The sequence below is a fragment of the Methylobacterium sp. D53M genome (genome assembly GCF_053345625.1).
In genome coordinates this window covers 1-24,522 of sequence record NZ_JBKFAL010000006.1, presented here as the reverse complement: position 1 = coordinate 24,522, position 24,522 = coordinate 1, and the positions used below count along the sequence as shown (strand labels likewise).

Genomic DNA, 24,522 nt, shown 5'->3' with positions numbered 1-24,522 from the left:
CTCTTTGGCGCCGCGCTTGGTCCGCGCGTGCGTCTTCAGGGATGCTTTGATCTGCGCGCCGGATTGTGGTAGACAATCCGCCTGCCGTCGCTCGCGCCTGACGTGCTCCCTCCGGCTGAAACGCCTTCGCTTTTCGTGGGTTAGGAGTAGTACGCGCTCGACCGCTGGAGGCGACTTCGGCGGGCGGGCCAGGCGTTCGCACGGCCGCGCCGGGGAACGCCCGGATTCGTGCGCTCGGCGCCGGGTCCGGGAGCGGCGAGGCAGACCGGGTGTCCCGCCCGGAAGAACACGGTTTCGCGCGGCGCCGAACGCTGCGCGCCAGTGGAGGCCCTTCTCGCATGACCACAGCCAAGAAGACGACGACCGCAGGCCGGCAGGGCTTCAAGACCGGCGAGGCTGTCGTGTATCCGGCCCACGGCGTCGGTCGCATCACCGCGATCGAGGAGCAGGAGATCGCCGGCTACAAGCTTGAGCTGTTCGTCGTATCGTTCGAGAAGGACAAGATGGTCCTGCGCGTCCCCACCGCGAAGGCCAACAGCGTGGGCATGCGCAAGCTCGCCGAGCCGGAGCTGGTTAAGAAGGCGCTCGACCTGCTGACCGGCCGCGCCCGGATCAAGCGCACCATGTGGTCGCGCCGCGCGCAGGAATACGAGGCCAAGATCAACTCGGGCGACCTGCTCGCCGTCACCGAAGTCGTGCGCGACCTCTTCCGGTCCGAGGCTCAGCCGGAGCAGTCCTACTCCGAGCGCCAGCTCTACGAGGCCGCCCTGGACCGGATCGTGCGCGAGATCTCGTCGGTGAACCGCATCACCGAGACCGAGGCCCTGAAGCTGATCGAGCAGAGCCTCGCCAAGTCGCCCCGTCGGGCGAAGAACGAGGCGGAGCCCGAGGCCGAGGCCGACGGTGACAGCGAGGGCGACGACATTCAGGAGGAGGCCGCCTGAGGCGCGCTTCCCCCCGCGGACGACATCTAACCCGGCCCCTGTGGCCGGGTTTTTTGTGCCCGGACCGGTCCGAACCGGCGCGCCGGCCCGGTCGTTTCGGGACATCCGGGCTGGACGGCGCGCGGCCGGATCCCATGTGATCGGAACAGAACACGATTTCGTGGCCGCCCGGTTGTCGCATTGTGGTGCATCGGGACGGAACTTTCGCGTTTTGCCTTCCGTTGTCGGTTGCCTGGCGTCGCCTCCCGGTGGCGCCTGCGCGTCGGGCTATCGGCTCGACGCCGCAACAGCACTCGACAACAAGAGGCAGGCGGATGGCTGAGATCGCGGGAATTCGACGGCAGTTCATACGGACTGCCATGGAGGCACCCTTCCTAGCCCGGGAAGAAGAGCGCGGCCTCGCCGTCCGCTGGAAGGACGAGCGCGACGAGCGGGCCCTCCACCGTCTGATCTCCGCCCATATGCGCCTCGTCATCGCCCTGGCGGGGCGTTTTCGTCACTACGGCCTGCCCATGGCCGACCTCGTCCAGGAAGGGCATGTCGGCCTGATGGAGGCCGCAGCCCGGTTCGAGCCCGAGCGGGACGTCCGCTTCTCGACCTACGCGACGTGGTGGATCCGCGCGTCGATCCAGGATTACATCCTGCGCAACTGGTCGATCGTGCGGGGCGGCACCTCCTCGGCGCAGAAGGCTCTGTTCTTCAACCTGCGGCGGCTTCGCGCCCGGCTTATGCAATCCACCGAGGAGCATGTCGGCGACGAGATCCACCGCCGCATCGCCAGCGCCATCGGCGTGTCGCGGGACGACGTCGCCCTGATGGACGCGCGCCTGTCCGGTCCCGACATGTCGCTCAACGCCCCGGTGGGCGAGGACAGCGACGCCTCCTCGGAGCGGATGGACTTCCTCGTCGACGGCGCCGACCTGCCGGATGAGACCGTGAGCGCCACGGTCGACGGCGAGCGTCGGTTGAGCTGGCTCCAGCAGGCCCTGACCGTGCTGTCGGAGCGCGAGCTGCGCATCCTGCGCGAGCGCCGCCTCGCCGAGGATCAGGCAACCCTGGAGGCCCTGGGCCAGCGGCTCGGCATCTCCAAGGAGCGCGTCCGCCAGATCGAGAACCGGGCCCTGGAGAAGCTGCGCCGCGCCCTGGCCGACCGCTTCCCCGCCGCCACCGGCAGCCCGCATATCGGCTGAGCCCACGGGAGCGACACCGACGCGAAGCCCGGCCCCGAGGCCGGGTTTTCGCGTTTCAGAGGGCCCCGCGTCCCATACCCCGGATTGCCGCGCGGCGATCCGGGGTATGGGACGGCAGTCGGCGCGGCGTCGTCGGGCGGCACCGCAACGCGCGGGGGCGGCCGCGATCGGGTCCTATAGCGGGTCGACTCGGGTTTCGGTCGCGCGGCCGGTTCAGGCTCCCTGAGCGGCGGTGCTCCGCCGCTCCCGCCGGCGACTGCGCCGGCCGGGCTCCGGCGTCGCGTCGAGCCAGATCACCAGCGCGAGGGCGATGAGCGCCGGCAGGCCGAGAGCCAGGAAGGCGCCGGTCCAGCCGAACATCCCGTAGGACAGGCCGCCGTACCAGCCCGACAGGGCGCCGCCGACGCCCTGCACGGCGTTGACGCTGCCGATGGCCGTCTGGGTCCGGCCGGATCCCCAGGTCAGGTCGGCGACGATGACCGGCACCGCCACCCCGACGATGCCGGAGGCGACGCCGTCCAGCACCTCGGCGGCGATCAGCCAGACCGGATCGTCGATGAGGCCGGACAGGAGCGCCCGCACCGGCAGGACCGCGAAAGCGACCATCAGCAGTTGGCGGCGGCCGCGCTTGTCGGCGAGCGATCCGGCGAACAGCGCCACCGGGACCATCACCAGCTGGGCCACCATGACGTAGCGGGCCGTCCAGGTCGTAGCGTCGGCCGCGGTCGCGACCAGCTTCTGGCCGAGCAGCGAGAGCATGCCGCCGTTCCCGAGATTGAACAGGGTCAGCGCCACGGTCAGCACCAGCAGGCGACGATTTCCCAGGACCTGTCGGAGGCCGCTGCGCTCCGGCTCGTCCGAGTCGTCCTCCTTCCAGCCGACGGCGCGGCGGCGGCTCCACGCCTTGGCCGGCATCGTCGCCGTCGCGGCGATCGCCGCCAGCGCCATGCCGCCGAGAACCCAGAAGGCGATCGCCGGGCCGAAATAGCCGGTGCCGAGACTGATGGCGCCCGCGGCGATCAGGATACCGACGTGATTGAAGGCCTGGTTGCGCCCCTGCTGCGCGGGGAACCGGTCCTTGCCGACGATACCCAGGGTCAGCGCCGCGACGGCCGGCAGCAGCAGGGTGCCGCCGGCCGCTGCGAAGAGCTGCGCGCACAGCACCGCCGGGAAGCTGCGGGCCGGCAGGAGCAGCAGCGTCCCCACCAGGATCGCCCCGCAGGCCAGCGCGATCAGCAGGCGCGGGCGCGGGAACCGGTCGACCAGGGCGCCGAACGGTCCGCTCAGGAACAGCGTGCCGATGCCAACCAGCGTGATGACGAACCCGACCCGCGCGGGGCTCCACGAGGCCGATTCTGCCAGCCAGGTCCCGAGAAAGGGTCCGAGGCCGCCCTGGATGTCCCCGATGAACAGGTTGATCAGGGCGAGGTTTGCGGTGGGGGCCATGCGATCCTGGAGCCGTTTCGGGCCCCGGACCTGTACTCCCCCCCCGGAACGGTCAAGCCCGGATCGCCGCCATCATCGCCGCACCGCTCCAGCGGCAGACTCGCTGCACCGGCCTCACGGCTCCGGCGGGCCGTACTGCATCAACCCGTCCCCGAACGACCAGTTCTCCGGGTTGACCTCGACGAGGTTGATGAAGACGTCCCCCGGCGCCACGCCGGGATCGCGGGCGAGGTTGCGGGTCACGGCGGCGTAGAGGGCGCGCTTCTGCGCGGTGCCGCGCGTCGCGTTGGCGGTGATCTGGACGATCACGAGGCGGTCGCTGCGCCGGATCCCGAGATAGTCGGGACCGTAGACGAAGTCCGACGCGTCGTGCTGGTGCACCAGGGCGAACAGGTCGCCCTCCGGCACCGCGAAGGTCTCGCGCATGGCGTCGTAGACACCCGCGACGAGGGCGGCTCTGTAGGATTCGGTCGTCCCGGCACGCAGGGAGATGCGGGTCAGAGGCATGGTCTCACTCCTCGATCGGTCCGAGATCAGCGGCCGCGCGCCGCGGCGAGGCCGGGCGCGGCGAGGTGGACGATCGCGGTTCCGGACAGCCCGGCGGCCGGCTCGGCGCGGAGGGTGAAGCGGGTGAGGCGCCATCCGTCGGGATCGAGCCCGGCCACGGTGGCGAGGACGTCGCGCCCGGCCGCGATGTCGTGCCCGCGTCCCCGCTCGTCGTCGCGCAGGGCGGCGAGATCCTCCGCCGGCCCGACGATACGCGTCTCCTCCGAGAGGGCGCCCGCGGCGTCGCCCGGCCCGAACGCGGCGGCGACCGCCAGCCACGTCTCGATGCGCGGCCGGCCGAAGCTCGCAATCACGGCGCCGAACCCGGCCCCGGCCAGGAACGCGGCGGCGGCGCCGGCATCCTGCCACAGATAGAGAGAGCTGTAGGCGTTGGCGGCGGCCCCGCGAGCCCGGTCCTCGACCGTGAAGGCCTTGAAGACGAGGCCTGGCACGGCGTCCCAGGCCGGTGCGCGGGTGGCGACGCGCGCGCGGATCCTGTCCATGGCGTAGTCGGCCGGCAGACGATGCCGGTAGCGGGTGATCAGCATGGGGCACTCCCGAAGAGGCCCACAGGCTTGCACGCCGCCTCGATAACGGCGACATATCGGCACCGATATCTACGATAAGGGTGCGTTATGGTCGCCGACCGTCCCCTCGACCTCGAAGGCGTCCTGGCCTTCGTGCGCGTGGTCGATCTCGGCAGCTTCACCCGTGCCGCCGAGGCGCTCGCCACGTCGCAGGCGGCGATCAGCCTGCGGCTGAAGCGGCTCGAGGACCGGCTCGGCACGCGCCTCCTAGACCGGACCCCGCGGCACGTCGACCTGACGCGCCAGGGCGCCCTGTTCCTGCCGGCCGCTCGGCGCCTCCTGGACGCCCATGACAGCGCCGTGGCCGACGCGGCGACGGCGCAGCCCGCCCGGCTCAGCCTCGGGATCAGCGACCACGTCGCCGGCCCCGACCTCCCGGTGCTGCTGCGGTGCCTGGGCCTGGATCGGGCCGGGCTGATCACGGAGGTGCGGATCGTCCCGTCGCGCGACCTCGCGGCCGCGTTCGGATCCTCCGGCGAGGGCGGCTACGACGCGGTGATCTTCCGGACGGAGGACGAGGCCGGCCACGGCGGCGCGGTCCTGGCGGAGGAGCGGCTGGGCTGGTTCGCCGCACCGGATTTCCCGGCGCCCCGGCCGGGCGAGACGCTGCGGCTGGCGGGACTCGCGGGTCCGTGCACGGTCCGGGGCGCCGCGACGCGGGTTCTCGACGCGGCCGGGCTCCCCTGGACCGAGGTTTTCGTCGGCGGCGGCGTGCTGGCGGTGGGGGCGGCCGTGATGGCGGGGCTGGCGGTGGCGGCCCTGGCGCCGAGCACGGCCCCGGCCGGCGCCGTGGAGGTCGGCGGCCGGTTCGGGCTACCCGAACTGCCGCGCACCTTCGTGGTCCTGCGCGCCCGCCGCCTGGCCGGGCGCCCCGCCGAGGCGCTGCGCGCCCTGGCGGCGGCCTATCGCGGTCCCGGCGGCCGCTGACCGGCCGCCGGCTCGTCCGGTCCTCAGGAGGCGAGCGGGCCCTGGGCGCCCTGCTGCTCCATCACCTTCTGCCGGTAGAGGCCGACGAAATCGATCGGGTCGATGTACAGCGGCGGGAAGCCGCCGTTGCGCACCGCCTCGGCCACGATCTGGCGGGCAAAGGGGAAGAGCAGGCGCGGGCACTCGATCATCACCGCCGGATGGATCTGGTCGGCCGGGATGTTGAGGAGCCGGAACACGCCGGCATAGGTCACCTCGAAGGCGAACAGCACCTCGTTCTGGATCTTGGCGTCGCCCTCGAGCTTCAGCTCGACCTCGAAATCGGTCTCGGAGAGCTGCTGCGCGTTGACGTTCACCTGGATGTTGATCTGCGGCCCCTGGCCCTCCTTGGGCTGGAGCGAGCGCGGTGCGTTCGGATTCTCGAAGGAGAGGTCCTTCGTGTACTGCGCCAGGGCGTTGATGGTCGGCGCATCGCCCTGCGGCATGCCGCCGCCGTTGCCGTTCGCTGCCGGGGAATCGGCCATGCGGATCATCCTTCTCGATCGACCGGCAGGGCCGGCGCGGGTTGTTGTCGCGGCGGGAGCGGCTGGATCACGCCGCGGAACTGCCCAAACGGCAGGGCCGCTAACACGCGGACCGGGCCTGGACAAGCGAGCGGGCGCGGCGCTGGCGCCGGCGGCCCCCACGACCCATATCGACCGGATCGCAATTGACGCGTGGGTTCGATCGTCCGGCCGACACAACCGGCTCGCTCCCGACGCGTTGGTCGGATATGAGTCGGCCAGACCTCTGCGCGCTTAGCCGGCGCCGCACCGCGCGCGACCTGAGCAAGGGGCACAGGGTCTCGCCGCGGCCACCATCGGATCGGTGATGCAGGACAGTTTCGACGTTACGACGATCATCTTCCTCGCGCTGGCCGTCTTCGTGATCTGGCGTCTGCGCTCGGTGCTCGGTCAGAAGACGGGGGCCGAGCGCTCGCCGTTCAAGCCGGTCGACCGCAGCCGGACTGAGCCACAGGCGCGCTCCGACGGCGACAACGTCGTTCGCCTGCCCGGCGCCGACCGGGTCCAGGCCGCGCCGCAGCCCGCCGCCGCCCCGCGGGACTGGCGCGGGATCGCCGAGCCGGGATCCGAGGTCGCGCGCGGCCTGGAGGCCTGCATCCAGGCGGAGCCCAGCTTCGACCCCCGCGCCTTCATCGAGGGCGCCAAGTCGGCCTACGAAGCCATCATGATCGCCTTCGCCAAGGGCGACCGGAAGACCCTGCGCGGCCTCCTCTCGAAAGAGGTCGGCGAGGCGTTCGAGCGGGCGATCGCGGAGCGCGAGCGCAACCGGCAGACGCTCGAGACCACCTTCGTGTCGATCGACAAGGCCGAGATTGTCGCCGTCGAGGTGCGCAACCGCGTGGCGCACGTCACCGTCCGCTTCCTGTCGAACTTGATCACCGCCACCCGCGACGCCGACGGCAAGGTGGTGGACGGCAGCGCCGAGACGGTGGTCGAGGTGCCGGATGTCTGGACCTTCGCCCGCACGCTCGGCTCGCGGGACCCGAACTGGCAGCTCGTGGCCACCGAGGCCGGCGCCTGAGTCCGTGACCGGCGTTCCGTGACGATCTTGCCGTGCCGATGTCCCGCGCCCGGTCCGGAGCAGTCCCGGCCGCCCTCCTCGCGTCCCTCCTGAGTCAGGCCGTGTCCGCCGCGCCGACGGCGGTCGGCGGCGCGGTGCTGACCCCCGTGGCCGCGGCCGACCTGCCGGGCTTCCCCGGTGCGGAAACGGAGGCGGCGCTCGACGCCTTCCGCCGCGTCTGCGCGGCCCCGCCGCCCGCCCTGCCCCAGCCCGACGGCGTCGTGGGAGATCCGGCCGCCCTCGCCGAGGCCTGCGCGGCCGCCGCCGGCCCCGTGCCCGACGCCGCCGCCTTCTTCCGCGAGCGGTTCGAGGCGTTCCGCGTCGCGCGGACCGGCGCGGACCGGCCCGGCTTCCTGACCGGCTATTTCGAGCCGGAACTCACCGGCTCCCTGGAGCCCGGCCCGGATTTCCCGACGCCGGTCCTGGCCCGCCCCGACGACCTGATCTCCCTCGGCCCCGGCGAGACCCGCCCGGGGCTCGACCCGGGCCTGCGCGCCGCCCGCGCCACCGCGGACGGCTTCGCCCCCTACCCCGACCGCGCCGCGATCGACGACGGCGCCCTCGGCGCGCGGGCGAAGCCGATCCTGTGGCTGCGCGACGCGGTCGACCTGCTGGTCCTGCAGGTCCAGGGTTCCGGGCGCGTCCGGCTGCCGGACGGGCGCGCGGTGCGGGTGCTCTACGACGGCCGCAACGGCCGCCCCTACACGGCGGTGGCCAAGCTGATCGTCCAGGAGGGCCACCTGCCCCTGGAGGGCCTGACGCTCGCCCGCTGGACCGGCTGGCTGCGCGCCCATCCCGAGACCGCCAAGCGCCTGATCCGCGCCAACGCCTCCTACATCTTCTTCCGCCTCGCTCCGGTCGCGGATCCGGCCCTCGGGCCGCCGGGCGCCGCGAACGCCCCGCTCAGCCCGGGCCGCAGCCTGGCGGTGGATTCGAACCTCTGGCGGTACGGCCTGCCGTTCTGGCTCGCCGGCCCCCTCCCCGGCGCGACTCCAGGTGAGGCCGGGCGCCTCGTCATCGCCGCCGATACCGGCTCGGCGATCGTCGGCCCCGCCCGCGGCGACCTCTTCGTCGGTACCGGTGCGGAGGCCGGCGTGGCCGCCGGCAACCTCCGCGACGCGATCGGCTTCGTGGTCCTGCTGCCGCGCCGCGCGGCGGTGCCCGGAGCCGCGCCGTGAGAGCCCCGCGCCGCGGGCGTCGCCTCACCGCGGTAGAGACCCGCCTCTGGGACGCGATCGCCAAGCTGGTCACGCCGCTTCCGGGCCGCGCCGCCCCGGTGCCCGAGACGCCTCCGCCGCCGGGCCCGACCGCCACCATGCCGGCCCTCTCGGCGCCGATCCTGAAGCCCAGCGCGCCGCCGGCCGCCAAGAGGCCGCGGGCGAAGCACCCGCCGAAGCCGGCCCCTGAGCCGGCGCGCCCGGCCACCGCCGCTCCCTACCAGGCGCCGCCCCAGCGGCATGCGCCGAGTGCCGGGCTGGAGCGGAACGCCAAGCTCGGCCTGCGCCGGGGGCGGCTCGCGATCGAGGCGCGGATCGACCTGCACGGGATGGTGCAGGCCGAGGCCCACGCCGCGCTGACGGGCTTCCTGCTCCGCGCCCGGGCCGCCGGGCATTCCTACGTGCTGGTCGTCACCGGCAAGGGCGGCCCGGGCCACGCGGACGCCTTCTCCGAGCGGGGCGTCCTCCGCCGCAGCGTGCCGCACTGGCTGCGGGGGCCGGATCTGCGCGGCATCGTCCTCGGCTTCGAGGAGGCCGCCCGCCACCACGGCGGCGGCGGCGCCCTCTACGTGCGCCTGCGCCGGCGGTAGGGCGGGTCCGAGCGCGGGACGCGCGGCAACCCGTCCGGATCCCCGCGGTTGCGGCGAGGTCCGATACCGATGATATCCGGGACGGCGCACGGGGCGCCGCGGACGCAGAAATCGCGAGAGAGATGCCGGAGCTTCCCGAGGTCGAGACCGTGCGGCGGGGATTGGCGCCCGCCCTGGTCGGCGCGCGGTTCAGCCGCGTCACCCTGCGCCGGCCCAACCTGCGCTTCCCGTTCCCCGAGCGCTTCGCCGCCCGCCTCGAGGGGCGGACCGTCACGGGCCTCGCGCGCCGGGCGAAGTACCTCACAGCCGCCCTCGACTCGGGCGAGACGCTGGTCATGCATCTCGGCATGAGCGGGCGGTTCGACGTGGCTCTGCCCGACGGCAGCAACCTGTCCCCAGGAGACTTCTACCTCGAGGGCGCCCAGGGCACGCCCCGGCACGACCACGTGGTCATGGCGATGAGCACCGGCGCCACGGTGACCTACAACGACGCCCGCCGCTTCGGCTTCATGGATCTGGTCCCGAGCGCGGAGCTCGCGGCCTGCCGCCACTTCGCCCGGATGGGCGTGGAGCCCCTCGACGGGCTGACCGGGGCTGTGATCGCGCAGCTCTTCCGCCACAAGATCGCGCCGCTGAAGGCCGCCCTGCTCGACCAGCGCCTGATCGCGGGCCTCGGCAACATCTACGTGTGCGAGGCGCTGCACCGGGCGCGCCTGCATCCGGAGGCGCCGGCCGGGAGCCTCGCCCGGCCGGACGGGCGCCCGACGCCCAAAGCCAATGCCCTGGCCAAGGCGATCGTGCAGGTCCTCGAGGAGGCCGTGAAGGCCGGCGGCTCGACCCTGCGCGACTACGCCCACACGGACGGCAGCGCGGGCGCGTTCCAGCACGCCTTCCGGGTCTACGACCGGGTCGGCCTGCCCTGCAGCCGGCCCGGATGCGACGGCGCGATCACCCGCATCGTGCAGGCGAACCGCTCGACCTTCTACTGCGCCACCTGCCAGCCCCCGGGCTGAGCGCGCCGATCGGCGCCTATCGCGCCGCGGAACGGCAATTTCGCCACAAACCCGACTAGGGTTACGCCCCTCGACGTGCGCACCCGGTTGCGGGCAGCCGATCCCGGCCCGCGACGCGTGACGGGTCGCGCGGGCCCAGACAGGATCCCGATGTTCTTCCGCCGCTCAAAGACGCCCGCGCCCGAGACCGCCGCGCAGGATCCGACGGACGAGCCCGCCCTGCCGCAGCGGCTGTCGCCGCGCTCGCCCGGCGAGGCGATCAAGCCGACCGTCGCGCCCCCGCCGCCGGAGAAGCCCGAGCGCGAGCGGAGCGGCCTCGTGGGCCTGGTCAGCGGCGCCCTGACCTTCGCGGTCGTCATCGCCATCGCGGCGATGATCGGGATCACGCTGTTCCAGCGGCAGGTGCGCGAGCCGGGACCGCTCCCGGCCGACAAGGTCGTGGTCATCCCGACCCACAGCGGGACGGCCGAGATCGCCGAGACCCTGAAGCGCGAGGGCGTGATCGACCATACCGGCCTGTTCGAGTTCGCCGCCCGCTTCGGCGGCCGGCCGGCGCTGCGGGCCGGCGAGTACGTCTTCAAGGCGCACGCGAGCATCTCCGACGCGCTCGACACGATCGCCACAGGCCGGCAGGTCCAGCACGCCATCACCTTCCCGGAGGGCCTGACCTCCGAGCAGATCGTCACCCGCCTCAACGACAACGACGTGCTCGCCGGCGAGATCAACGAGATTCCCCCGGAAGGCTCGCTCCTGCCGGACACCTACAAGTTCGAGCGCGGCGCCACCCGGCAGCAGATCGTCAACCTGATGAAGGCCAAGCAGCGCGAGGTCCTGAACCAGATCTGGCTGCGGCGCAGCGCCGACGTGCCGGTGCGGACCCCGGCCGAGATGGTGACCCTCGCCTCCATCGTCGAGAAGGAGACCGGCCGCGCCGACGAGCGGCCCCGGGTGGCCGGCGTCTTCATCAACCGCCTCAACAAGCGGATGAAGCTGCAATCCGACCCCACGATCGTCTACGGGCTCGTGGGCGGGCGCGGCACCCTCGGCCGCGGGATCCTGCGCTCCGAGATCGACCGGCCGACCCCCTACAACACCTACGTGATCGAGGGCCTGCCGCCGGGGCCGATCGCCAATCCCGGCCGCGCCGCCCTGGAGGCGGTGGCCAACCCCTCCCGGACCAAGGACCTGTACTTCGTCGCGGACGGCACCGGCGGCCACGCCTTCGCCGATTCCCTCGAGGCGCACCAGCGCAACGTCGCCCGCTGGCGGGCGGTCGAGAAGAGCCGGCAGGCGCCGCCGGACGCCGTCGACAAGGTCGAGCCGGGCCCGGACTCGGCGACGCCGGGCCGCGCCTCGGCCTACGCGCCGGGCGGCGCCCCCGCGGGGAACGGGATCAACACCAACGCGGCCTTCGCCCTGGATACCGGCGCGCCGGGCACGCGCGCCTTCGACGCCTCCGAGGGCACCCGCCTCGATCCCCTCAAGAACCGCAGCTACGATCTGGGCTCGCCCAAGACGGTCCCGACCCTGAGCGAGCCGGCACCGGCGCCGCGCGGCCGCCGCTAGGCAGCCGCGCCGGTCCGCGGCGCCGGCTTCGGCGCCGTCGGGGCCACCCTCAATGCGCCCGCGGGTTCCGCGGGCGCCGCGGCGCCTCTGGCGGCTCGCCCGACAGCGAGGCCGCGATCTGCCGTCCCAGCTCGTAGAGCAGCGCTTCGAGCAGCGGCTGCACCCGCCTCGCCTCCCCGGGTCCGAGATCGCCGACCAGCTCCCACAGGCGCATCGCGTAATCGGCCATCCGCTCGACGGCGGTCCCCGGCTCGGTCGGAGCCCCGAGAAAACCGACCGGCGGCTCGTACGGGCCGTCGACTCGGCTGTCGGTGATGTCGATCACGATGCCCCGACCGTAGATGTGCCCGTCCGCGCGGCGCTCGAACCGGCCCCGCGCCAGGACCCAGCGCACGACGCCCGGCGCGGGCACGATGCGGTGCTCCCAGGCGAAGAGACCGCCCTCCTCGCGGACGCGACGGCGCTCGCTCTGGTCCCGGGCGAGGTCCTCCGGGTGGAAGAGCGCGGAGAGCTGCTCCCAGGTGATGCCGTCCGCCGCCTCGGCCTCGGTCAGGCCGAAGATCCGCGCCATCGTCGCGTCCCCGCGCACGCATCCCGTGTGCGGCGCATCCTCCCAGATGCCGACGCCCAGCGCGGACATCCCGAACGGCGTGAGCGCGGTCCTCCCCAATACTGATCGCGGCATGCGCCATCCGAGTTCATGTGCAGACGAGCGGGATTTCGAGCACACCTTCACTGCGGAATGCAACGTCGGCCGCGCGACACGAAAGTGAAAACGTGACCACCGCGACCGCGCGGGCGACGGCGGACGGGGACCGCGTCGCGGGCGGGCGGCCCTACCGGTCCCAACAGCGTGCCGGGTGCCGCTCGACTGCACGGCGCCGCCCGAGATGGCCGGGCGCGCGGCGCGTCCGACGCGCGCCCGACGCGCCTCGCGACGCGGCGACGGCGGCGACCGGCCTCTTCCCACCGGAGTGATCCGTGCTACAGGCCCCGATCTTCACGGGGACGGGGGTCGGCGTGACCCAGATCGCGAGCATGACCGGTTTCGCCCGGACGGCGGGCAGTGCCGGACCGGTGCACTGGGCCTGGGAGGTCCGCAGCGTCAACGGGCGCGGCCTCGACGTGCGCACCCGCGTGCCGGCCGGCTATGACGGGCTCGGCGAGACCGCGCGCACCGCGCTCCAGAAGACACTCACCCGCGGGCAGTGCCAGCTGACGCTGACCCTCACCAAGCCGGAGACGACCGCGCGGGTGCGGATCAACGAGACGCTCCTGGCGAGCCTCGCCCAGGCGGTGGCCCGGGTGCCGGTCCCCGAGGGCGTGGCCCCCGCCACGATGGACGGGCTGCTCGGCGTGCGCGGCGTGATCGAGGTCGAGGACGAGGCGGCCGACACCGACACCCTCGCCCGGGACCTGGCCGCGGGCGTGGTCCAGCTGGTCGCGGATCTCGTGGAGGCGCGCCGCGCCGAGGGGCGCCAGCTCGAGCAGGTCGTCACCGCTCAGGTCGACCGGATCGCCGCGCTGACCCAGGCGGCCGAGGAGAACCCGGCCCGCCAGCCCGAGGCCGTGCGGGCACGGCTGGAGGCGGCCGTCGCGGCCCTCGGCGGCAGCGGCCTCGACCCGGACCGCCTGCACCAGGAGGCGATGCTGCTCGCCGGCAAGGCGGATGTCCGCGAGGAGCTGGACCGGCTCCGCGCCCACGTGGCGAGCGCCCGGGACCTGCTGGCGGCCGGTGGCGCGATCGGCCGGCGGCTGGACTTCCTGGCCCAGGAATTCGGCCGCGAGGCCAACACCCTGTGCGCCAAGGCCAACGATATCAGCCTGTCGCGGATCGGACTCGACCTGAAGGCCGTGGTCGAGCAGTTCCGCGAGCAGGTGCAGAACATCGAATGATGCCGGGCACGATGCTGGGCACGATGCCGGATCGGGACGTGAGGATACGGATGCGAAACGTCGGGGAGCCACGCGCATGACCGAGCCGGCCGGGAGCGTCTCCGACTCGATCGCGCGGCGCGGGTTGATCCTGATCCTCTCCTCGCCCTCGGGCGCGGGGAAGACTACCCTGACGCGGGCGATCGCGCAGGATCCGAGCTGGGCGCTCGACCTGTCGATCTCGGTGACCACGCGGGGGCGGCGTCCCTCGGAGATCGACGGGCGGCACTACCACTTCATCGATCGCGAGGCGTTCGACGACCTCCGCGAGCGCGACGACCTGCTCGAATGGGCCGAGGTGCACGGCAATTTCTACGGCACGCCCCGTCGGCCGGTGGAGAAGGTGCTGGGCTCCGGCCGGGACATGATCTTCGACATCGACTACCAGGGCACGCGGCAGGTGCGCTCCAAGCTCGCCCAGGACGTCGTGACGGTCTTCATCCTGCCGCCCAGCATGGCCGAGCTGCGCCAGCGCCTGGAACGCCGGGCGGAGGATTCCGCCGAGACGATCGAGAAGCGTCTCGCCAACGCCCGGACCGAGATCCAGCGCTGGGTCGAGTACGACTACGTCATCGTCAACGACGATCTGCAGAACGCCTTCCGGGCCCTCCAGGGGATCCTGGCTGCCGAGCGTCTCCGGCGGGCGCGCCGCACCGGACTCGCCCCCTTCGTCGAGGGCCTGCTGGCCGAGACGCCGTGATCCGGCCCTGGAGCGCTCTCCGCCGAAGTGGATACCGGTCCGGCGCAAGAGAGCGTGTCAAGACATAGGCTTGGAGCCGTGCTCGGTTGCAGCGCGATCGGGCACGGCTCTAGCGGCGGATCAGCACGACGCCGCCGATCAGGAGCGCGATCCCCAGGAGGCGCGGCAGGTCGACGGGCCGCTGCGCGAGGCCGAGCAGGCCGGCGTGGTCGAACAGCACCGAGGCGACCATCTGGCCCGTGACGAGGAGCGCGAAGAAGGTCGCGGCGCCGAGCTTCGGGACCAGCAGGATGGCGAGGCCGATGAACACCGCGCCGAACAGGCCGCCGCTCCAGGTCCACCACGGGATGCGCTCCGCCACGCTGGCCGTCGGCACCGGGTCGCGCAAGGCGGCGGCGAGGAGCGCCATGCAGGCGAGCCCGACCGCGTAGCTGGAGACGCCGGCCCAGGACGCGGAGTCGAGGCCCGTGCGGAGATTCGCGTTCAGGACCTGCTGCAAGACGAGGCCGGCGCCCGCCAGCACGGCGAGCAGGGCGGAGAGCGCGAAGGCGAGCATTGCGGGACGGGCCTCGGGGTCGGGACGGCGGGCGGCATTGACAACCGTCCCGGCCGATGCCGTCAAATGCCGCGCTGACCCGCGTCCATGCAGTTTCGGCATGATGAACCCCGCACATCTCGACCTCTTCCGCGCCGTGATGCGCCACGGCGGCATGACGCGGGCCGCCGAGGTCCTGGGCATCGGGCAGCCCCATATCAGCCGCGCCATCGCGCAGCTGGAGGAGGCCCTCGGCTTCGCGCTGTTCGTGCGCGGGCACGGCAACGCGTTCCCGACCCCGGAGGGCGAGGCCTTCGCCCAGGAGGTCGCGCAGACCTACGCGGGCCTCGATCACCTGCAGCAGGCCGCGCGCCGGATCCGCGAGCGCGGCACCGGCGGATTGCGCGTCGCCTGCCAGCCCTCCCTGGCCGCCGGATTGCTGCCGCGCGCCATTCGCCGCCTCGACGCGGAATGCCCGGATCTGCGCATCTCGGTCCACGTCCCCAGCCCAGACACGATCTGGTCGTGGACCGCCTCGGGCCAGTGTGACCTCGGCCTGGCCCGGCCGCGCTCCGGCCATGCCGGGGTGAGCGCCGAGCCGTTCCTGCGGGTCGCGGCCGTGTGCGCGCTGCCCCGCGGGCACGCCCTGGCCCGCCGGCGCGTCGTCACGGCGGCGGATCTCGCCGGGGTGCCGCTGATCGCGGCCGGGTCGGGCCCCGTGCAGGCGGCCACCGAGGCGGCCTTCGCGAGCGCCGGCGCGACGCCGCGCTTCGCCCTGATGGCCGAGTACACGGCGGCCCGCTGCGGGCTCGTCGCCGAGGGACTCGGCGCCGCCATCGTCGATCCGGTCCCGGCACGGGCGCTCGGCGGGCTGCCCATCGTGCTGCGGCCGTTCCGGCCCGAGATTCTCATCGAGACGCTGCTGCTCCGGCCGGCGGGCCGGCCACCGGGGCGGCTCGTCGAGCGGCTGATGCTCTATCTGGCGGCGGAGCGCGACGCCCTCGCCGCCGCCTGAGCGGCTCAGGCGGCGGCCGGCAGCTCCGGGACCGGGCAGAGCCACGCGCGCATCGCCGCGAAGGTCGACACGGCCGCGCCGGTGAGCGCGGCCTCCGCGGCCGGGTCGTCGCCGAACGCGTCCAGGCGCGTGCGGAAGGCGGCCCACATCGCCCCCGCGGCGGGCCCGTGCGCCCGGTAATAGGCGAGCCCCGCGTCGGAGAAGCCGTGCAGGCCGGCGATGTGGCGGCCGATCAGCTGCCCGCCGAGGGTCGATCCCTCCAGCACGTAGAGCGCGCCCGTGGCGGCGGCCGGCCCGCGGAGAACCGGAGCGGCCGGTCTCGGGAGCGCCGCGACCGCGCCGGGCTGGAGGCCGAGATGGACGAGGTCGGCCGCGAGGAGCGCGAGTCGGCGGCGCGGCGCCAGGAACGGCTCGTCGGCGAGCCCGGACCCGATGGCCGATTCCCAGACCGCGTGGAAGCCGTAGAGGCGTCCCAGCAGCTCCCGGTAGCCGCCGAGCGTCGCCACCCGCGCCTGCCAGTCGAGGGACGCCTCCAGCGCCCGGTGGGCCGGATCGGTCGCGGCGCGCAGCCGCGCGTGCAGGCCGTCGCGGGATCTCACGCGGTGATCGTGAAGCAGGCGCCGGGAGTGTTGGCGACGGTGAGCTTGGCGTTGATCTGGTCGAGCATCGCCCGGATCAGCTTCATGCCCAGGCCGGAGCCCTTGCTCCGCGCCTTGGCGTCCGCCCAGTCGTCGGGCAGGCCGGCCCCGTCGTCGCAGACGCGCAGCTGGATCTCGCCGGGGCCGGAGGCCGAGACGCTGACCTCGACGCGGCCGATGCCCGCCGGGTTGGCCGCGTATTTGAAGGCGTTGGTGACGAGTTCCGTGGCGATCAGCGAGAGCGCCACGGCCTTGCGGTAGGGCACCATCAGGCCGGGCTCCGCCGACAGGTCGACCGCGTGCCCGTCGCCGGCCAGCCCCGCGAGGTCGTTGCACAGGCTCTCGATGGTCTGGCCGAGATCGACCTCGTCGAACCGATCCGCCTGGTACAGGCTGTCGTGCACCCGCGCGACGCTCATCACCCGCGCGGAGGTGTCGGCGAAGGCCTGCCGGGCCTCGCCGTCGGCGATCTGGCGCCGCTGCATCTGCAGGAAGGCCGAGACGATCTGCAGGGAGTTCTTGACCCGGTGGTCGATCTCCCGCGTGAGCAGGTCCTTCTGCTCGAGCAGACGCTCCTTCTCGGCGAGCAGGCCGGTGAGCTCGTCGATCTTGCGCCGCTGGCGCAGCACCACGCCCTCGACCGCCTCGGCCAGGGAGCCGGCGAGCTGGACCTGCCATTCCGCGAACGGCGCGGCGAAGCCGGTGCGCTCCTCGACCCAGCGCTCGAACGAGCGGCGGGGCAGCACCGCCACGGGACCGCTTCCGGCGAGCACGGGCTTGCGCGGGTCGCCGCCCCACGTGACCGTGCTGGGCACCTCGGGCCGGAACCAAACCAGCAAGTTCTCGCGCGAATCGTCCACGAAGGCCGCGAGCAGGCCGCTGGCGATCTCGCGATGCGGCCCGGCCTCCGGAAAATCGGCGCCGAAGCTGTCGCTGCTGTAGACGACCTCGCCCTCCGGCACGCGCGCCCGCAGCCAGCTGGCGATCACCGCCACCATCCCGGCCGGCGGGGTCCGGCCGATCAGCGTGACCCGCTCGCCCGAGACGATGCCGGCGCCGGTGGCGCTGAACAGGTCGAGCAGCGTCGTCGTCCCGGCCGTCAGGGCGGCCACGAAGTCGTCGGATCGCGTCAGGCCGCGCACGAGGCGCCCCTCGACGTCGAGATGCGCCTGCCGCTCGGCCCAGAGGCGGCGCGACTCGATCTCCTGCACCCGCATGGCGAAGGCGTCCGTGAGCACCGTGGCGGCCGCGCGCGTCTCAGGCGTGACGTAGTGCGGGCGGCGGTGATGGCCGATCATCAGGCCCCACAGTCGCCCCTCAACCATGATCGAGATCGACATGGACCCGTTCACGCCGAGGTTGCGCTGGTACTCCAGGTGGATCGGCGAGAGCGTGCGATGCTGGGCGAAGGTCAGGTCGATCGGACCGTTGCCGGCGCCAGGAGCCGAGACCAGCCCGACCGGGACGCTGTCACGGTCGATGACGAAGCGGCTCTTGGCCTTGGTGTAGAGGGCCCGGGCCTGGGCGGGAATGTCGGAGGCGGGGAAACGCAGGCCCAGCAGGCTGCGCGACCAGCCCGGCACCTTGTCCTCGGCCACGGCCTCGCCGTTCCAGTCCGGGTCGAAGCGGTAGACCAGCACCGCCTCGAAGCCGGTCAGGGCCCGGATCTCGAGAGCCGCGATCCGGGCGGCCTCGGCCAGGGTCCCGGCCTCGCGCAGGCGACCGACGGCCAGCTCGGTATCGACCTGGCTCGCCGTGGCGAAATCGTCGGCCGAGTCCGGCTCGAGCTCCATCTCGACGATGACGCGGCCGGCATGAGCGTGGACGACGGCGTGATAGGCGCCGCGATCCGGGAAGGTCAGGGTCCGGCGGATGGAGGCGCCGTCCTCGAGGGTCCCGCTCGCGAGCCGCGCGCGGATCGCCGCGACGACCTCCGCCGGTAGCACGTCCGCCAGGGGCCGGCCCGCCAGCGGCGGCTCGATCGGGTCGATGATCTCGCCGACATTGGCCGAGTAGGCCGCGACCAGGAGGGTTCCGGCATCGGCCGCGAGCATCACGGCGTTGGGCTGGATCGAGCCCGGGATGTGGATCGGCTCGCGCTCGCAGAGGCTGGCATCCACCGGCTCGGCGCGCACCCGCCGGCCGATCGCCGCCATCACGGCCTCGCGCGACAGGTCGGCGCCGAGGCTCTCGACCGGATCGATGGTCAGCCACGTCACCGGGCGCGTGCCGCCGATCTGGCCGTGACGCATGTGGATCCGCGCCCGGAGCGGCTGCGGTAGCCGGCCGAAGACGTAGTCGAAGGTCTCGTTCAGGGCGCCGCGGCGCGCACCCGCGAGGAACCGGCCGCGGAAGCTCGGCACGTTGGTGCCCGGCATCACGTCGCGGAAATAGTCGCGCCCGAGGACGGCCTCGCGCGACAGCCCGGAGATCGCGCTCGCGCCCTCGCTGAAGGCCACGACGGTGCCGGCCGCATCGAGCCCGATCACGCCCTGGTCCAGGCGGTCGAGCGCGTCCGGCGCGATGACGTCGAGATCGACGTCCGTATCGGGGGCCTGGCTGGGCGGCATCAGGAGCGAAACCGGCTCATTCAGACCGGTATGGCGACCGAAATGGCCGAGCGCAATGCTAGTGATGTCAGCAAGATCAACGCCTCAGCTTCTGTGTATGATCTTAGACATAATACTGATAAGCCCTTCTTCAACCGTAGGATGGTATACCGGGCGATCATGCACGGCCTGGGCCGTCTGCTTGTCGGCGACGGCGTACGTGAGCAGGTGCGCGAGGTGTTCCACGGCCGGCCCGAGCATCTCGCCCCCGAGCAGTCGCCCGGACCGATCGGCCCAGATCCGCATGCCGCCGCGGTTCAGTCCCTCCACGCGGGCGCGCCCCTGGTCGGAGAAATCCAGGGCGCCGACGATCCGTCGATCGTCCTCCGGGTCGTAGGGCGCGCCGATCACCGCCGCCTGGGGATGGGTGAAGACCATCGCGAGGCTCGTCCACGGCTCCGGCGTCGCGACCGGGCGGCCCGCCACGAGGGCGGCCGCGTTGGCGCCCGCGACCGTGCCCTGGCGGCTCGCCTCGTGCAGCACCGGTCGCCAGCCGTCGACGTCGCCGGCGATCAGGATCGGTGCCCCGGCGCAGACGAGGCTGCGCCGGTCGAAGTCCGGCACGCCCGTCTCGCCGATTCGAAGGCCGGTCGCCTCCAGCCCGAGGGGCTCCAGGTTCGGAGAACGGCCGGTGGCGGCCAGCACCCGCGCCGCCCGCGTGACCTGGTCGCGACCGTGGCGGTCGACCCAGCCGAGACGCACGCCGTCGCTGTCCGCAACGGCGTCCCGAACCTCGGCGCCGAGGTGAAGATCCATCTCCGAAGCGAAGATCGCGGCGGCCTGCCGGGCGAGGTCGGGCTCGGTCAGGCCGGCGACGGTGTCGCCCGCGTCGATGACCGTGACGGCGACGCCGAGCCGGGCCATGGCCTGGGCGATCTCGATCCCGACGGCACCGGCCCCGAGAACGGCCAGCGAGGCCGGGAGATCGGGGATCTCGAAGAGCGTGTCGGTGGTGAGGACGTCCGCCCCGAGGCCCCGCAGGGGCTCCGGGACGATCGGGCTCGAGCCCGTGGCGATGACCGCGGCCCGGAAGCGGATCCGGATCGCGTCGTCGATCAGCAGGGTGCGGTCGCTCTCGAACCGCGCCGTGCCGCCGAGGCGCTCGTCTTCGGGGAAATCGTCGAGACCTTCGAGGACGCTGCCGACGAACCGGTCGCGCTCTTCGCGGAGGCGCCGCAGCACGGCGGGCCCGTCCACCGCGACGTCCGGAACCCGGATGCCGAACAGGTCGGCGGTGCGGGCCGCGTGGGCGGCGGTGCCCGCGGCAATTAGGAGTTTTGAGGGCATGCAGCCGACCCGCGCGCAGGTCGTGCCGCCGGGGCCGCGCTCGATCAGGACCGACCGCGCCCCCGCCGCCGTCGCGGCGCGATGGGCCGCGATTCCGGCGGTCCCGGAACCGATCACCGCCACGTCGTAGTCGAGTTCACGCATCAGCATTCCGGACCGTCCGCCGGGGCCAAAGCGTCACGGCCCAGGTTCGTTCCGCCTGCGCGCTCTCGTCTCAGCCCGGCCTGGACCGGCCGGGGCTCCGCGCGCTCCGGCGGCGCGGAGCCGGCGTGTCAGGCGCTGCGGCCAGGGGCCGTGCCGCCGAGATGGAACACCCGGTGCGGGACCAACTCGCCGCGCTCCACGTCGCCCACGGCGACCAGGATCCCGGCGCAGGTCGCGAAGGCCTTGCCCTCCACCGGGGCGTCGCGGCCCCGCAGGATGACCGACTGCCCCCGCATCAGGCGCAGGCCCAGATCGCGCGACACCGCGACCTCCGGGATGGCGTCGAGGGCCGTCTCCACCGGTCGCAGGTAGGCGAGGGCCGCCTCGGGGCTGCCGTCGGTCAGGGCCGAGACCGGGCAGGCCTCGGCTTCCGAGAACGGTCCGACGCGGGTCCGGCGCAGGGCGGCCACGTGGCCGTAGCAGCCGAGCATCCGGCCGAGATCGCGGGCCAGCGCCCGCACGTAGGTGCCCTTGCCGCACTCGGCCTCGATCACGGTCCGCTCGCCGTCGTGCTCGACGATGGCGAGCCGGTCGATCTGCACCGGCCGGGCGACCAGTTCCACGGTCTCGCCCTCGCGGGCGAGGTCGTAGGCGCGCTCGCCCTGGATCTTGATGGCCGAGTAGCGCGGCGGCACCTGCTCGATCGCGCCCACGAAGGCCGGCAGCGCCGCCTCGACCGCCGTCCGGTCCGGGCGGGCGTCGCTCGTCGCGACGGGACGCCCCTCGGCATCGTCGGTGTCGGTCTCGATGCCCCACTGGACGGTGAACCGGTAGGCCTTGCGGCCGTCCATCACGAACGGGACGGTCTTGGTCGCCTCGCCGAGGGCGATCGGCAGGATGCCGGAGGCCAGCGGGTCGAGGGTGCCGGCGTGGCCGGCCTTCTTGGCGTTGAAGGCGCGCTTCACCACCGCGACCGCGTGGGTCGAGGTCATGCCGACATGCTTGTCGAGGATCACCCAGCCCGAGACGTCCCGGCGCTTCGGCCGGTCCGGACGCGGCCCGCGCTGCGGACGGCGCCCCTCCGGCCCGCGGCGCTCAGCGCTCGGCGGGGGAGCCTGGCGCTCGGCCGGCGGAAAATCTTCCATGGAAACCGTCATGTCCGCGTGTCCCCCGGGGTCGATGCCCCGTCCCTTTCTGCTTGGTATCGGGACTCAATGCCCCGTCCCGGTCTCCGGTTCGTCGTCCTCGGGCCCGGACTCGAGGTCGCGCTGGACCCGCTCGTCCCGCAGCAGCCGGTCGATGCGCGCGGCCTCGTCGAAGGTCTCGTCCCGCCGGAACCGCAGTTCCGGCGCGAATTTCAGGTTCACCCGCCGGGCCACCTCCTGGCGCAGCACCTTCCGGTGGCGCTCCAGGGCGGCGATCACCGGCGCCTCGTCGAGGCCGCCGAGCGGCATCACGTAGGCCGTGGCGAGCTTCAGGTCCGGCGACATCCGCACCTCCGGCACGGTCACGACATGCGTGCCGAGCACCGGATCCTGGATATCGCCGCGCTGGAGCACCTCGGCCAGCGCGTGGCGCACGAGTTCGGCCACGCGCTGCTGGCGCTGCGAGGGGCCGGTGGAGGTCGGTTTCTGGGCCATTCTGTCTCGGGCCGGCCCGCCGGAGCGGACGGCGCACGTCCTGAAAAAAGAAAAGACGGCCGCGGCAGGTGCCGCGGCCGCCCTGTCCGGATGAGTCCGGAGCGTCAGAGGGTGCGGCGGATCTCCTCGACCCGGTAGCACTCGATCACGTCGCCCGCGCGCATGTTCTCGAAGTTCTCGAAGGCCATGCCGCACTCCTGACCGGAGGTGACTTCCTTCGCGTCGTCCTTGAAGCGCTTGAGCGTCTTGAGCTTGCCCTCGTGGATCACGACGCTGTCGCGGATGAGGCGGACATGCGCGCCGCGCTCCACGATGCCGTCGGTGACGCGGCAACCCGCGACCTTGCCGACCTTGGAGACCTCGAAGACCTCCTGAATCGTCGCCTCGCCCAGGCGCTCCTCGCGGAGCGTCGGCGGCAGCATCCCCGACAGCGTGGCTTTGATGTCGTCCACGAGGTCGTAGATGATGTTGTAGTAGCGGATCTCGATGCCCGCCCGCTCGGCAGCCTCGCGGGCCTCCTTGTGGGCGCGCACGTTGAAGCCGATGACGACGGCCTTCGACGCCTGCGCCAGGGTGATGTCCGACTCGGTGATGCCGCCGACGCCGGCCAGGAGGATGCGGGCCGCGACCTCGTCGTTGCCGAGCTTCTCCAGGGCGCCCGAGATCGCCTCGACCGAGCCCTGCACGTCGCCCTTGATGACGACCGGCAGCTCCTTGCGGCCGGCGCCTTCCTTGAGGTCGCGCATCATGTCGACCAGCGAGCGGTTGGCACCGCCGGTCCGCGCGTTCTGGCGCTCCCGCTTCTGGCGGGCGCGGTACTCGGTGACCTCGCGGGCGCGGGCCTCGTTCGGCACCACGATCACGCGGTCGCCGGCATCCGGCGTGCCGTTGAAGCCCAGCACCTCCACCGGCACCGACGGCCCGGCGTACTGCACGTTCTCGCCGAGATCGTCGATCAGGGCGCGCACGCGGCCCCACTCGGCGCCCGCGACGACGATGTCGCCGGTGAACAGGGTGCCGCGCTGGACCAGGACCGTGGCCACGGGGCCGCGGCCGCGGTCGAGCTGGGCCTCGATGACCGTGCCCTCGCCGTCGCGCTTCTCGTTCGCGCGCAGGTTCATGATCTCGGCCTGGATCTGGATGCCCTCCAGGAGCTGCGGCAGGCCGGCGCCGGTCTTGGCCGAGACCTCGAACTCGAGGGTCTCACCGCCCATCGACTCGACCTGGATGTCGTGCTGCAGCAGCTCCGTGCGGACCCGCTCCGGCTTGGCATCCGGCTTGTCGATCTTGTTGACCGCGATGATCATCGGGACACCGGCCGCCTTGGCGTGCTGGATGGCCTCGATGGTCTGGGGCATGACGCCATCGTCGGCCGCCACCACGATCACCACGATGTCGGTGACCTTGGCGCCGCGGGCGCGCATCGACGTGAACGCCGCGTGGCCCGGGGTGTCGATGAAGGTGATCATGTCACCGGAGGGCGACGCGACCTGGTAGGCGCCGATGTGCTGGGTGATGCCGCCGGCCTCGCCCTCGACCACATTCTCCTTGCGGATCGCGTCGAGCAGCGACGTCTTGCCGTGGTCGACGTGGCCCATGATGGTGACCACCGGCGGACGGGGATCGAGATCCTCCTCCAGATCCGGCTCGTCGGAGGAGAGGCCCTCCTCGACGTCGGACTCGGCGACGCGGCGCACCGTGTGGCCGAGTTCCTCGGCGATGAGCTGGGCGGTGTCCGAGTCGATCACGTCGGTGATCTTGTGGATCTGGCCCTGCTTCATCAGCAGACGGATCACGTCCACGGCCCGCTCCGACATGCGGTTGGCGAGTTCCTGGATGGTGATCGTCTCGGGGATCGTCACCTCGCGGGACAGCTTCTCCTTCTGCTCCACGTGGCCGCGGCCGCTCATGCGCTGCTGGCGGCGGCGGAACGAGGCGACCGAGCGCGTGCGCTCGTCCTCGCCCGAGGTCGCGTTGGCGATGGTCAGGCGGCCTCGGTTGCGGTCGCCGCCCGGGGATTTCGGGGTCTTCGGCGGCGCGATGATCTTGAGCGGCATGCCGGGACGGCGGATCACCCGCTTGGTCTCGGACTCGTCCTCGTTGGTCTGGGCACCGCGACCGGCGGGGCGCGCCGCGGCCCCCGCGCCGGCAGGACGCGCGGCGGTCGCCGGCGTCGCGCTCTTCTCGGGCTCGGGCACCGGAGCCGGACGGGCCATGAAGTTGAGGTCGCGCGGCTTGCGCGAGTCGGCCGTGATGGTCTTGCGCGGCTCGCCCGTGGAGGGGCGCGGCGTCAGCGGCGGGCGCGGAGCGGCCGGAGCCGCGGCGGAGGCAGCTGGGCGCGCGGCGGCCGGACGGGCCGCCTCGGGCTGA

General features: G+C 73.0%; 23 protein-coding genes. 11 read left to right on the top strand and 12 right to left on the bottom strand.

Features of this window, described 5'->3' with window-relative positions:
- Nucleotides 1-338: 338 nt before the first annotated feature.
- Together ACLBYG_RS11895 and ACLBYG_RS11890 are read left to right on the top strand one after the other, a co-directional pair.
- A complete protein-coding gene (locus ACLBYG_RS11895) occupies nt 339-944 on the top strand; it encodes a CarD family transcriptional regulator (RefSeq protein WP_020092694.1) in 606 nt (201 codons plus the stop codon).
- A 314-nt stretch (nt 945-1,258) separates the two neighbouring features.
- Complete coding sequence (locus tag ACLBYG_RS11890; RefSeq protein ID WP_012320644.1) at nt 1,259-2,134, top strand: RNA polymerase factor sigma-32; 876 nt, start codon at nt 1,259-1,261, stop codon at nt 2,132-2,134.
- A gap of 213 nt (nt 2,135-2,347) precedes the next feature.
- On the opposite strand, the gene ACLBYG_RS11885 is transcribed toward ACLBYG_RS11890, so the two are convergent.
- The 3 genes from ACLBYG_RS11885 to ACLBYG_RS11875 all read right to left on the bottom strand — a co-directional run bounded on the left by ACLBYG_RS11885 (nt 2,348) and on the right by ACLBYG_RS11875 (nt 4,674).
- A complete protein-coding gene (locus tag ACLBYG_RS11885; protein WP_020092696.1) occupies nt 2,348-3,580 on the bottom strand; it encodes an MFS transporter in 1,233 nt (410 codons plus the stop codon).
- Nucleotides 3,581-3,694: 114 nt separating this feature from the next.
- On the bottom strand, nt 3,695-4,087 hold the full coding sequence (locus ACLBYG_RS11880; protein ID WP_447681592.1) for a tautomerase family protein: 393 nt from the start codon (nt 4,085-4,087) through the stop codon (nt 3,695-3,697).
- Nucleotides 4,088-4,113: 26 nt separating this feature from the next.
- Nucleotides 4,114-4,674: a DUF4865 family protein gene (locus ACLBYG_RS11875; protein ID WP_447681591.1), complete on the bottom strand. Its 561-nt coding sequence runs from the start codon at nt 4,672-4,674 to the stop codon at nt 4,114-4,116.
- A gap of 87 nt (nt 4,675-4,761) precedes the next feature.
- On the opposite strand from ACLBYG_RS11875, the gene ACLBYG_RS11870 reads away from it, so the two are divergent.
- Nucleotides 4,762-5,640, top strand: a complete 879-nt coding sequence (locus tag ACLBYG_RS11870; protein ID WP_447681590.1) for a LysR family transcriptional regulator — start codon at nt 4,762-4,764, stop codon at nt 5,638-5,640.
- A 23-nt stretch (nt 5,641-5,663) separates the two neighbouring features.
- On the opposite strand, the gene secB is transcribed toward ACLBYG_RS11870, so the two are convergent.
- A complete protein-coding gene (secB, locus tag ACLBYG_RS11865; protein WP_026604852.1) occupies nt 5,664-6,164 on the bottom strand; it encodes a protein-export chaperone SecB in 501 nt (166 codons plus the stop codon).
- Between the two features lie 346 nt (nt 6,165-6,510).
- Here secB and ACLBYG_RS11860 point away from each other — a divergent pair, with 346 nt between their 5' ends.
- The 5 genes from ACLBYG_RS11860 to mltG all read left to right on the top strand — a co-directional run bounded on the left by ACLBYG_RS11860 (nt 6,511) and on the right by mltG (nt 11,649).
- Complete coding sequence (locus ACLBYG_RS11860) at nt 6,511-7,224, top strand: Tim44/TimA family putative adaptor protein (RefSeq protein WP_020092701.1); 714 nt, start codon at nt 6,511-6,513, stop codon at nt 7,222-7,224.
- A 38-nt stretch (nt 7,225-7,262) separates the two neighbouring features.
- Complete coding sequence (gene mltA / locus ACLBYG_RS11855; protein ID WP_447681694.1) at nt 7,263-8,441, top strand: murein transglycosylase A; 1,179 nt, start codon at nt 7,263-7,265, stop codon at nt 8,439-8,441.
- Nucleotides 8,438-9,070, top strand: coding sequence for a Smr/MutS family protein (locus tag ACLBYG_RS11850; RefSeq protein WP_447681589.1), 633 nt, complete (start codon nt 8,438-8,440; stop codon nt 9,068-9,070). Before mltA ends, ACLBYG_RS11850 begins: the two co-directional genes overlap by 4 nt.
- A 122-nt stretch (nt 9,071-9,192) precedes the next feature.
- The gene (mutM, locus tag ACLBYG_RS11845; protein WP_447681588.1) at nt 9,193-10,083 is read left to right on the top strand and encodes a bifunctional DNA-formamidopyrimidine glycosylase/DNA-(apurinic or apyrimidinic site) lyase; all 891 of its coding nucleotides are present in this window, start codon (nt 9,193-9,195) and stop codon (nt 10,081-10,083) included.
- A 150-nt stretch (nt 10,084-10,233) separates the two neighbouring features.
- Nucleotides 10,234-11,649 (top strand): endolytic transglycosylase MltG, encoded by a 1,416-nt coding sequence (gene mltG / locus ACLBYG_RS11840; RefSeq protein WP_447681587.1) that lies wholly within the window; start codon nt 10,234-10,236, stop codon nt 11,647-11,649.
- Nucleotides 11,650-11,698: 49 nt separating this feature from the next.
- Here the strand turns inward: mltG and ACLBYG_RS11835 are convergent, their stop codons facing one another.
- A complete protein-coding gene (locus ACLBYG_RS11835; RefSeq protein ID WP_447681586.1) occupies nt 11,699-12,220 on the bottom strand; it encodes a PAS domain-containing protein in 522 nt (173 codons plus the stop codon).
- A gap of 467 nt (nt 12,221-12,687) precedes the next feature.
- Here ACLBYG_RS11835 and ACLBYG_RS11830 point away from each other — a divergent pair, with 467 nt between their 5' ends.
- Both ACLBYG_RS11830 and gmk read left to right on the top strand, forming a co-directional pair.
- Complete coding sequence (locus tag ACLBYG_RS11830; RefSeq protein ID WP_056526155.1) at nt 12,688-13,545, top strand: YicC/YloC family endoribonuclease; 858 nt, start codon at nt 12,688-12,690, stop codon at nt 13,543-13,545.
- A gap of 76 nt (nt 13,546-13,621) precedes the next feature.
- Nucleotides 13,622-14,284, top strand: a complete 663-nt coding sequence (gene gmk / locus ACLBYG_RS11825; protein WP_056525786.1) for a guanylate kinase — start codon at nt 13,622-13,624, stop codon at nt 14,282-14,284.
- A 109-nt stretch (nt 14,285-14,393) separates the two neighbouring features.
- Here the strand turns inward: gmk and ACLBYG_RS11820 are convergent, their stop codons facing one another.
- Nucleotides 14,394-14,840 (bottom strand): DMT family transporter, encoded by a 447-nt coding sequence (locus ACLBYG_RS11820; RefSeq protein ID WP_447681585.1) that lies wholly within the window; start codon nt 14,838-14,840, stop codon nt 14,394-14,396.
- A 100-nt stretch (nt 14,841-14,940) separates the two neighbouring features.
- Here ACLBYG_RS11820 and ACLBYG_RS11815 point away from each other — a divergent pair, with 100 nt between their 5' ends.
- On the top strand, nt 14,941-15,834 hold the full coding sequence (locus tag ACLBYG_RS11815; protein WP_447681584.1) for a LysR family transcriptional regulator: 894 nt from the start codon (nt 14,941-14,943) through the stop codon (nt 15,832-15,834).
- 5 nt (nt 15,835-15,839) lie between these two features.
- On the opposite strand, the gene ACLBYG_RS11810 is transcribed toward ACLBYG_RS11815, so the two are convergent.
- The 6 genes from ACLBYG_RS11810 to infB form a co-directional block, all read right to left on the bottom strand.
- Nucleotides 15,840-16,433 carry a biliverdin-producing heme oxygenase gene (locus tag ACLBYG_RS11810; protein WP_091679708.1) on the bottom strand — a complete coding sequence of 198 codons (594 nt, stop codon included), beginning with the start codon at nt 16,431-16,433 and terminating at the stop codon, nt 15,840-15,842.
- The gene (locus tag ACLBYG_RS11805; protein WP_447681583.1) at nt 16,430-19,042 is read right to left on the bottom strand and encodes a histidine kinase dimerization/phosphoacceptor domain -containing protein; all 2,613 of its coding nucleotides are present in this window, start codon (nt 19,040-19,042) and stop codon (nt 16,430-16,432) included. Before ACLBYG_RS11805 ends, ACLBYG_RS11810 begins: the two co-directional genes overlap by 4 nt.
- 84 nt (nt 19,043-19,126) lie before the next feature.
- The gene (locus tag ACLBYG_RS11800; RefSeq protein WP_447681693.1) at nt 19,127-20,512 is read right to left on the bottom strand and encodes a dihydrolipoyl dehydrogenase; all 1,386 of its coding nucleotides are present in this window, start codon (nt 20,510-20,512) and stop codon (nt 19,127-19,129) included.
- Between the two features lie 128 nt (nt 20,513-20,640).
- A complete protein-coding gene (truB, locus tag ACLBYG_RS11795; RefSeq protein ID WP_020092714.1) occupies nt 20,641-21,657 on the bottom strand; it encodes a tRNA pseudouridine(55) synthase TruB in 1,017 nt (338 codons plus the stop codon).
- Between the two features lie 66 nt (nt 21,658-21,723).
- Nucleotides 21,724-22,152 carry a 30S ribosome-binding factor RbfA gene (gene rbfA, locus ACLBYG_RS11790; protein WP_020092715.1) on the bottom strand — a complete coding sequence of 143 codons (429 nt, stop codon included), beginning with the start codon at nt 22,150-22,152 and terminating at the stop codon, nt 21,724-21,726.
- 104 nt (nt 22,153-22,256) lie between these two features.
- A partial coding sequence (gene infB / locus ACLBYG_RS11785; RefSeq protein ID WP_447681582.1) for a translation initiation factor IF-2 occupies nt 22,257-24,522 on the bottom strand: 2,266 nt, incomplete at its 5' end.

Coding starts and splice junctions, on each gene's coding strand:
- ACLBYG_RS11895 (WP_020092694.1), top strand. CDS start 339: ATGACCACAGCCAAGAAGACGACGACCGCAGGCCGGCAGGGCTTCAAG.
- ACLBYG_RS11890 (WP_012320644.1), top strand. CDS start 1,259: ATGGCTGAGATCGCGGGAATTCGACGGCAGTTCATACGGACTGCCATG.
- ACLBYG_RS11885 (WP_020092696.1), bottom strand. CDS start 3,580: ATGGCCCCCACCGCAAACCTCGCCCTGATCAACCTGTTCATCGGGGAC.
- ACLBYG_RS11880 (WP_447681592.1), bottom strand. CDS start 4,087: ATGCCTCTGACCCGCATCTCCCTGCGTGCCGGGACGACCGAATCCTAC.
- ACLBYG_RS11875 (WP_447681591.1), bottom strand. CDS start 4,674: ATGCTGATCACCCGCTACCGGCATCGTCTGCCGGCCGACTACGCCATG.
- ACLBYG_RS11870 (WP_447681590.1), top strand. CDS start 4,762: ATGGTCGCCGACCGTCCCCTCGACCTCGAAGGCGTCCTGGCCTTCGTG.
- secB (WP_026604852.1), bottom strand. CDS start 6,164: ATGGCCGATTCCCCGGCAGCGAACGGCAACGGCGGCGGCATGCCGCAG.
- ACLBYG_RS11860 (WP_020092701.1), top strand. CDS start 6,511: ATGCAGGACAGTTTCGACGTTACGACGATCATCTTCCTCGCGCTGGCC.
- mltA (WP_447681694.1), top strand. CDS start 7,263: ATGTCCCGCGCCCGGTCCGGAGCAGTCCCGGCCGCCCTCCTCGCGTCC.
- mutM (WP_447681588.1), top strand. CDS start 9,193: ATGCCGGAGCTTCCCGAGGTCGAGACCGTGCGGCGGGGATTGGCGCCC.
- mltG (WP_447681587.1), top strand. CDS start 10,234: ATGTTCTTCCGCCGCTCAAAGACGCCCGCGCCCGAGACCGCCGCGCAG.
- ACLBYG_RS11835 (WP_447681586.1), bottom strand. CDS start 12,220: ATGGCGCGGATCTTCGGCCTGACCGAGGCCGAGGCGGCGGACGGCATC.
- ACLBYG_RS11830 (WP_056526155.1), top strand. CDS start 12,688: ATGACCGGTTTCGCCCGGACGGCGGGCAGTGCCGGACCGGTGCACTGG.
- gmk (WP_056525786.1), top strand. CDS start 13,622: ATGACCGAGCCGGCCGGGAGCGTCTCCGACTCGATCGCGCGGCGCGGG.
- ACLBYG_RS11820 (WP_447681585.1), bottom strand. CDS start 14,840: ATGCTCGCCTTCGCGCTCTCCGCCCTGCTCGCCGTGCTGGCGGGCGCC.
- ACLBYG_RS11815 (WP_447681584.1), top strand. CDS start 14,941: ATGATGAACCCCGCACATCTCGACCTCTTCCGCGCCGTGATGCGCCAC.
- ACLBYG_RS11805 (WP_447681583.1), bottom strand. CDS start 19,042: ATGCCGCCCAGCCAGGCCCCCGATACGGACGTCGATCTCGACGTCATC.
- ACLBYG_RS11800 (WP_447681693.1), bottom strand. CDS start 20,512: ATGCGTGAACTCGACTACGACGTGGCGGTGATCGGTTCCGGGACCGCC.
- truB (WP_020092714.1), bottom strand. CDS start 21,657: ATGGAAGATTTTCCGCCGGCCGAGCGCCAGGCTCCCCCGCCGAGCGCT.
- rbfA (WP_020092715.1), bottom strand. CDS start 22,152: ATGGCCCAGAAACCGACCTCCACCGGCCCCTCGCAGCGCCAGCAGCGC.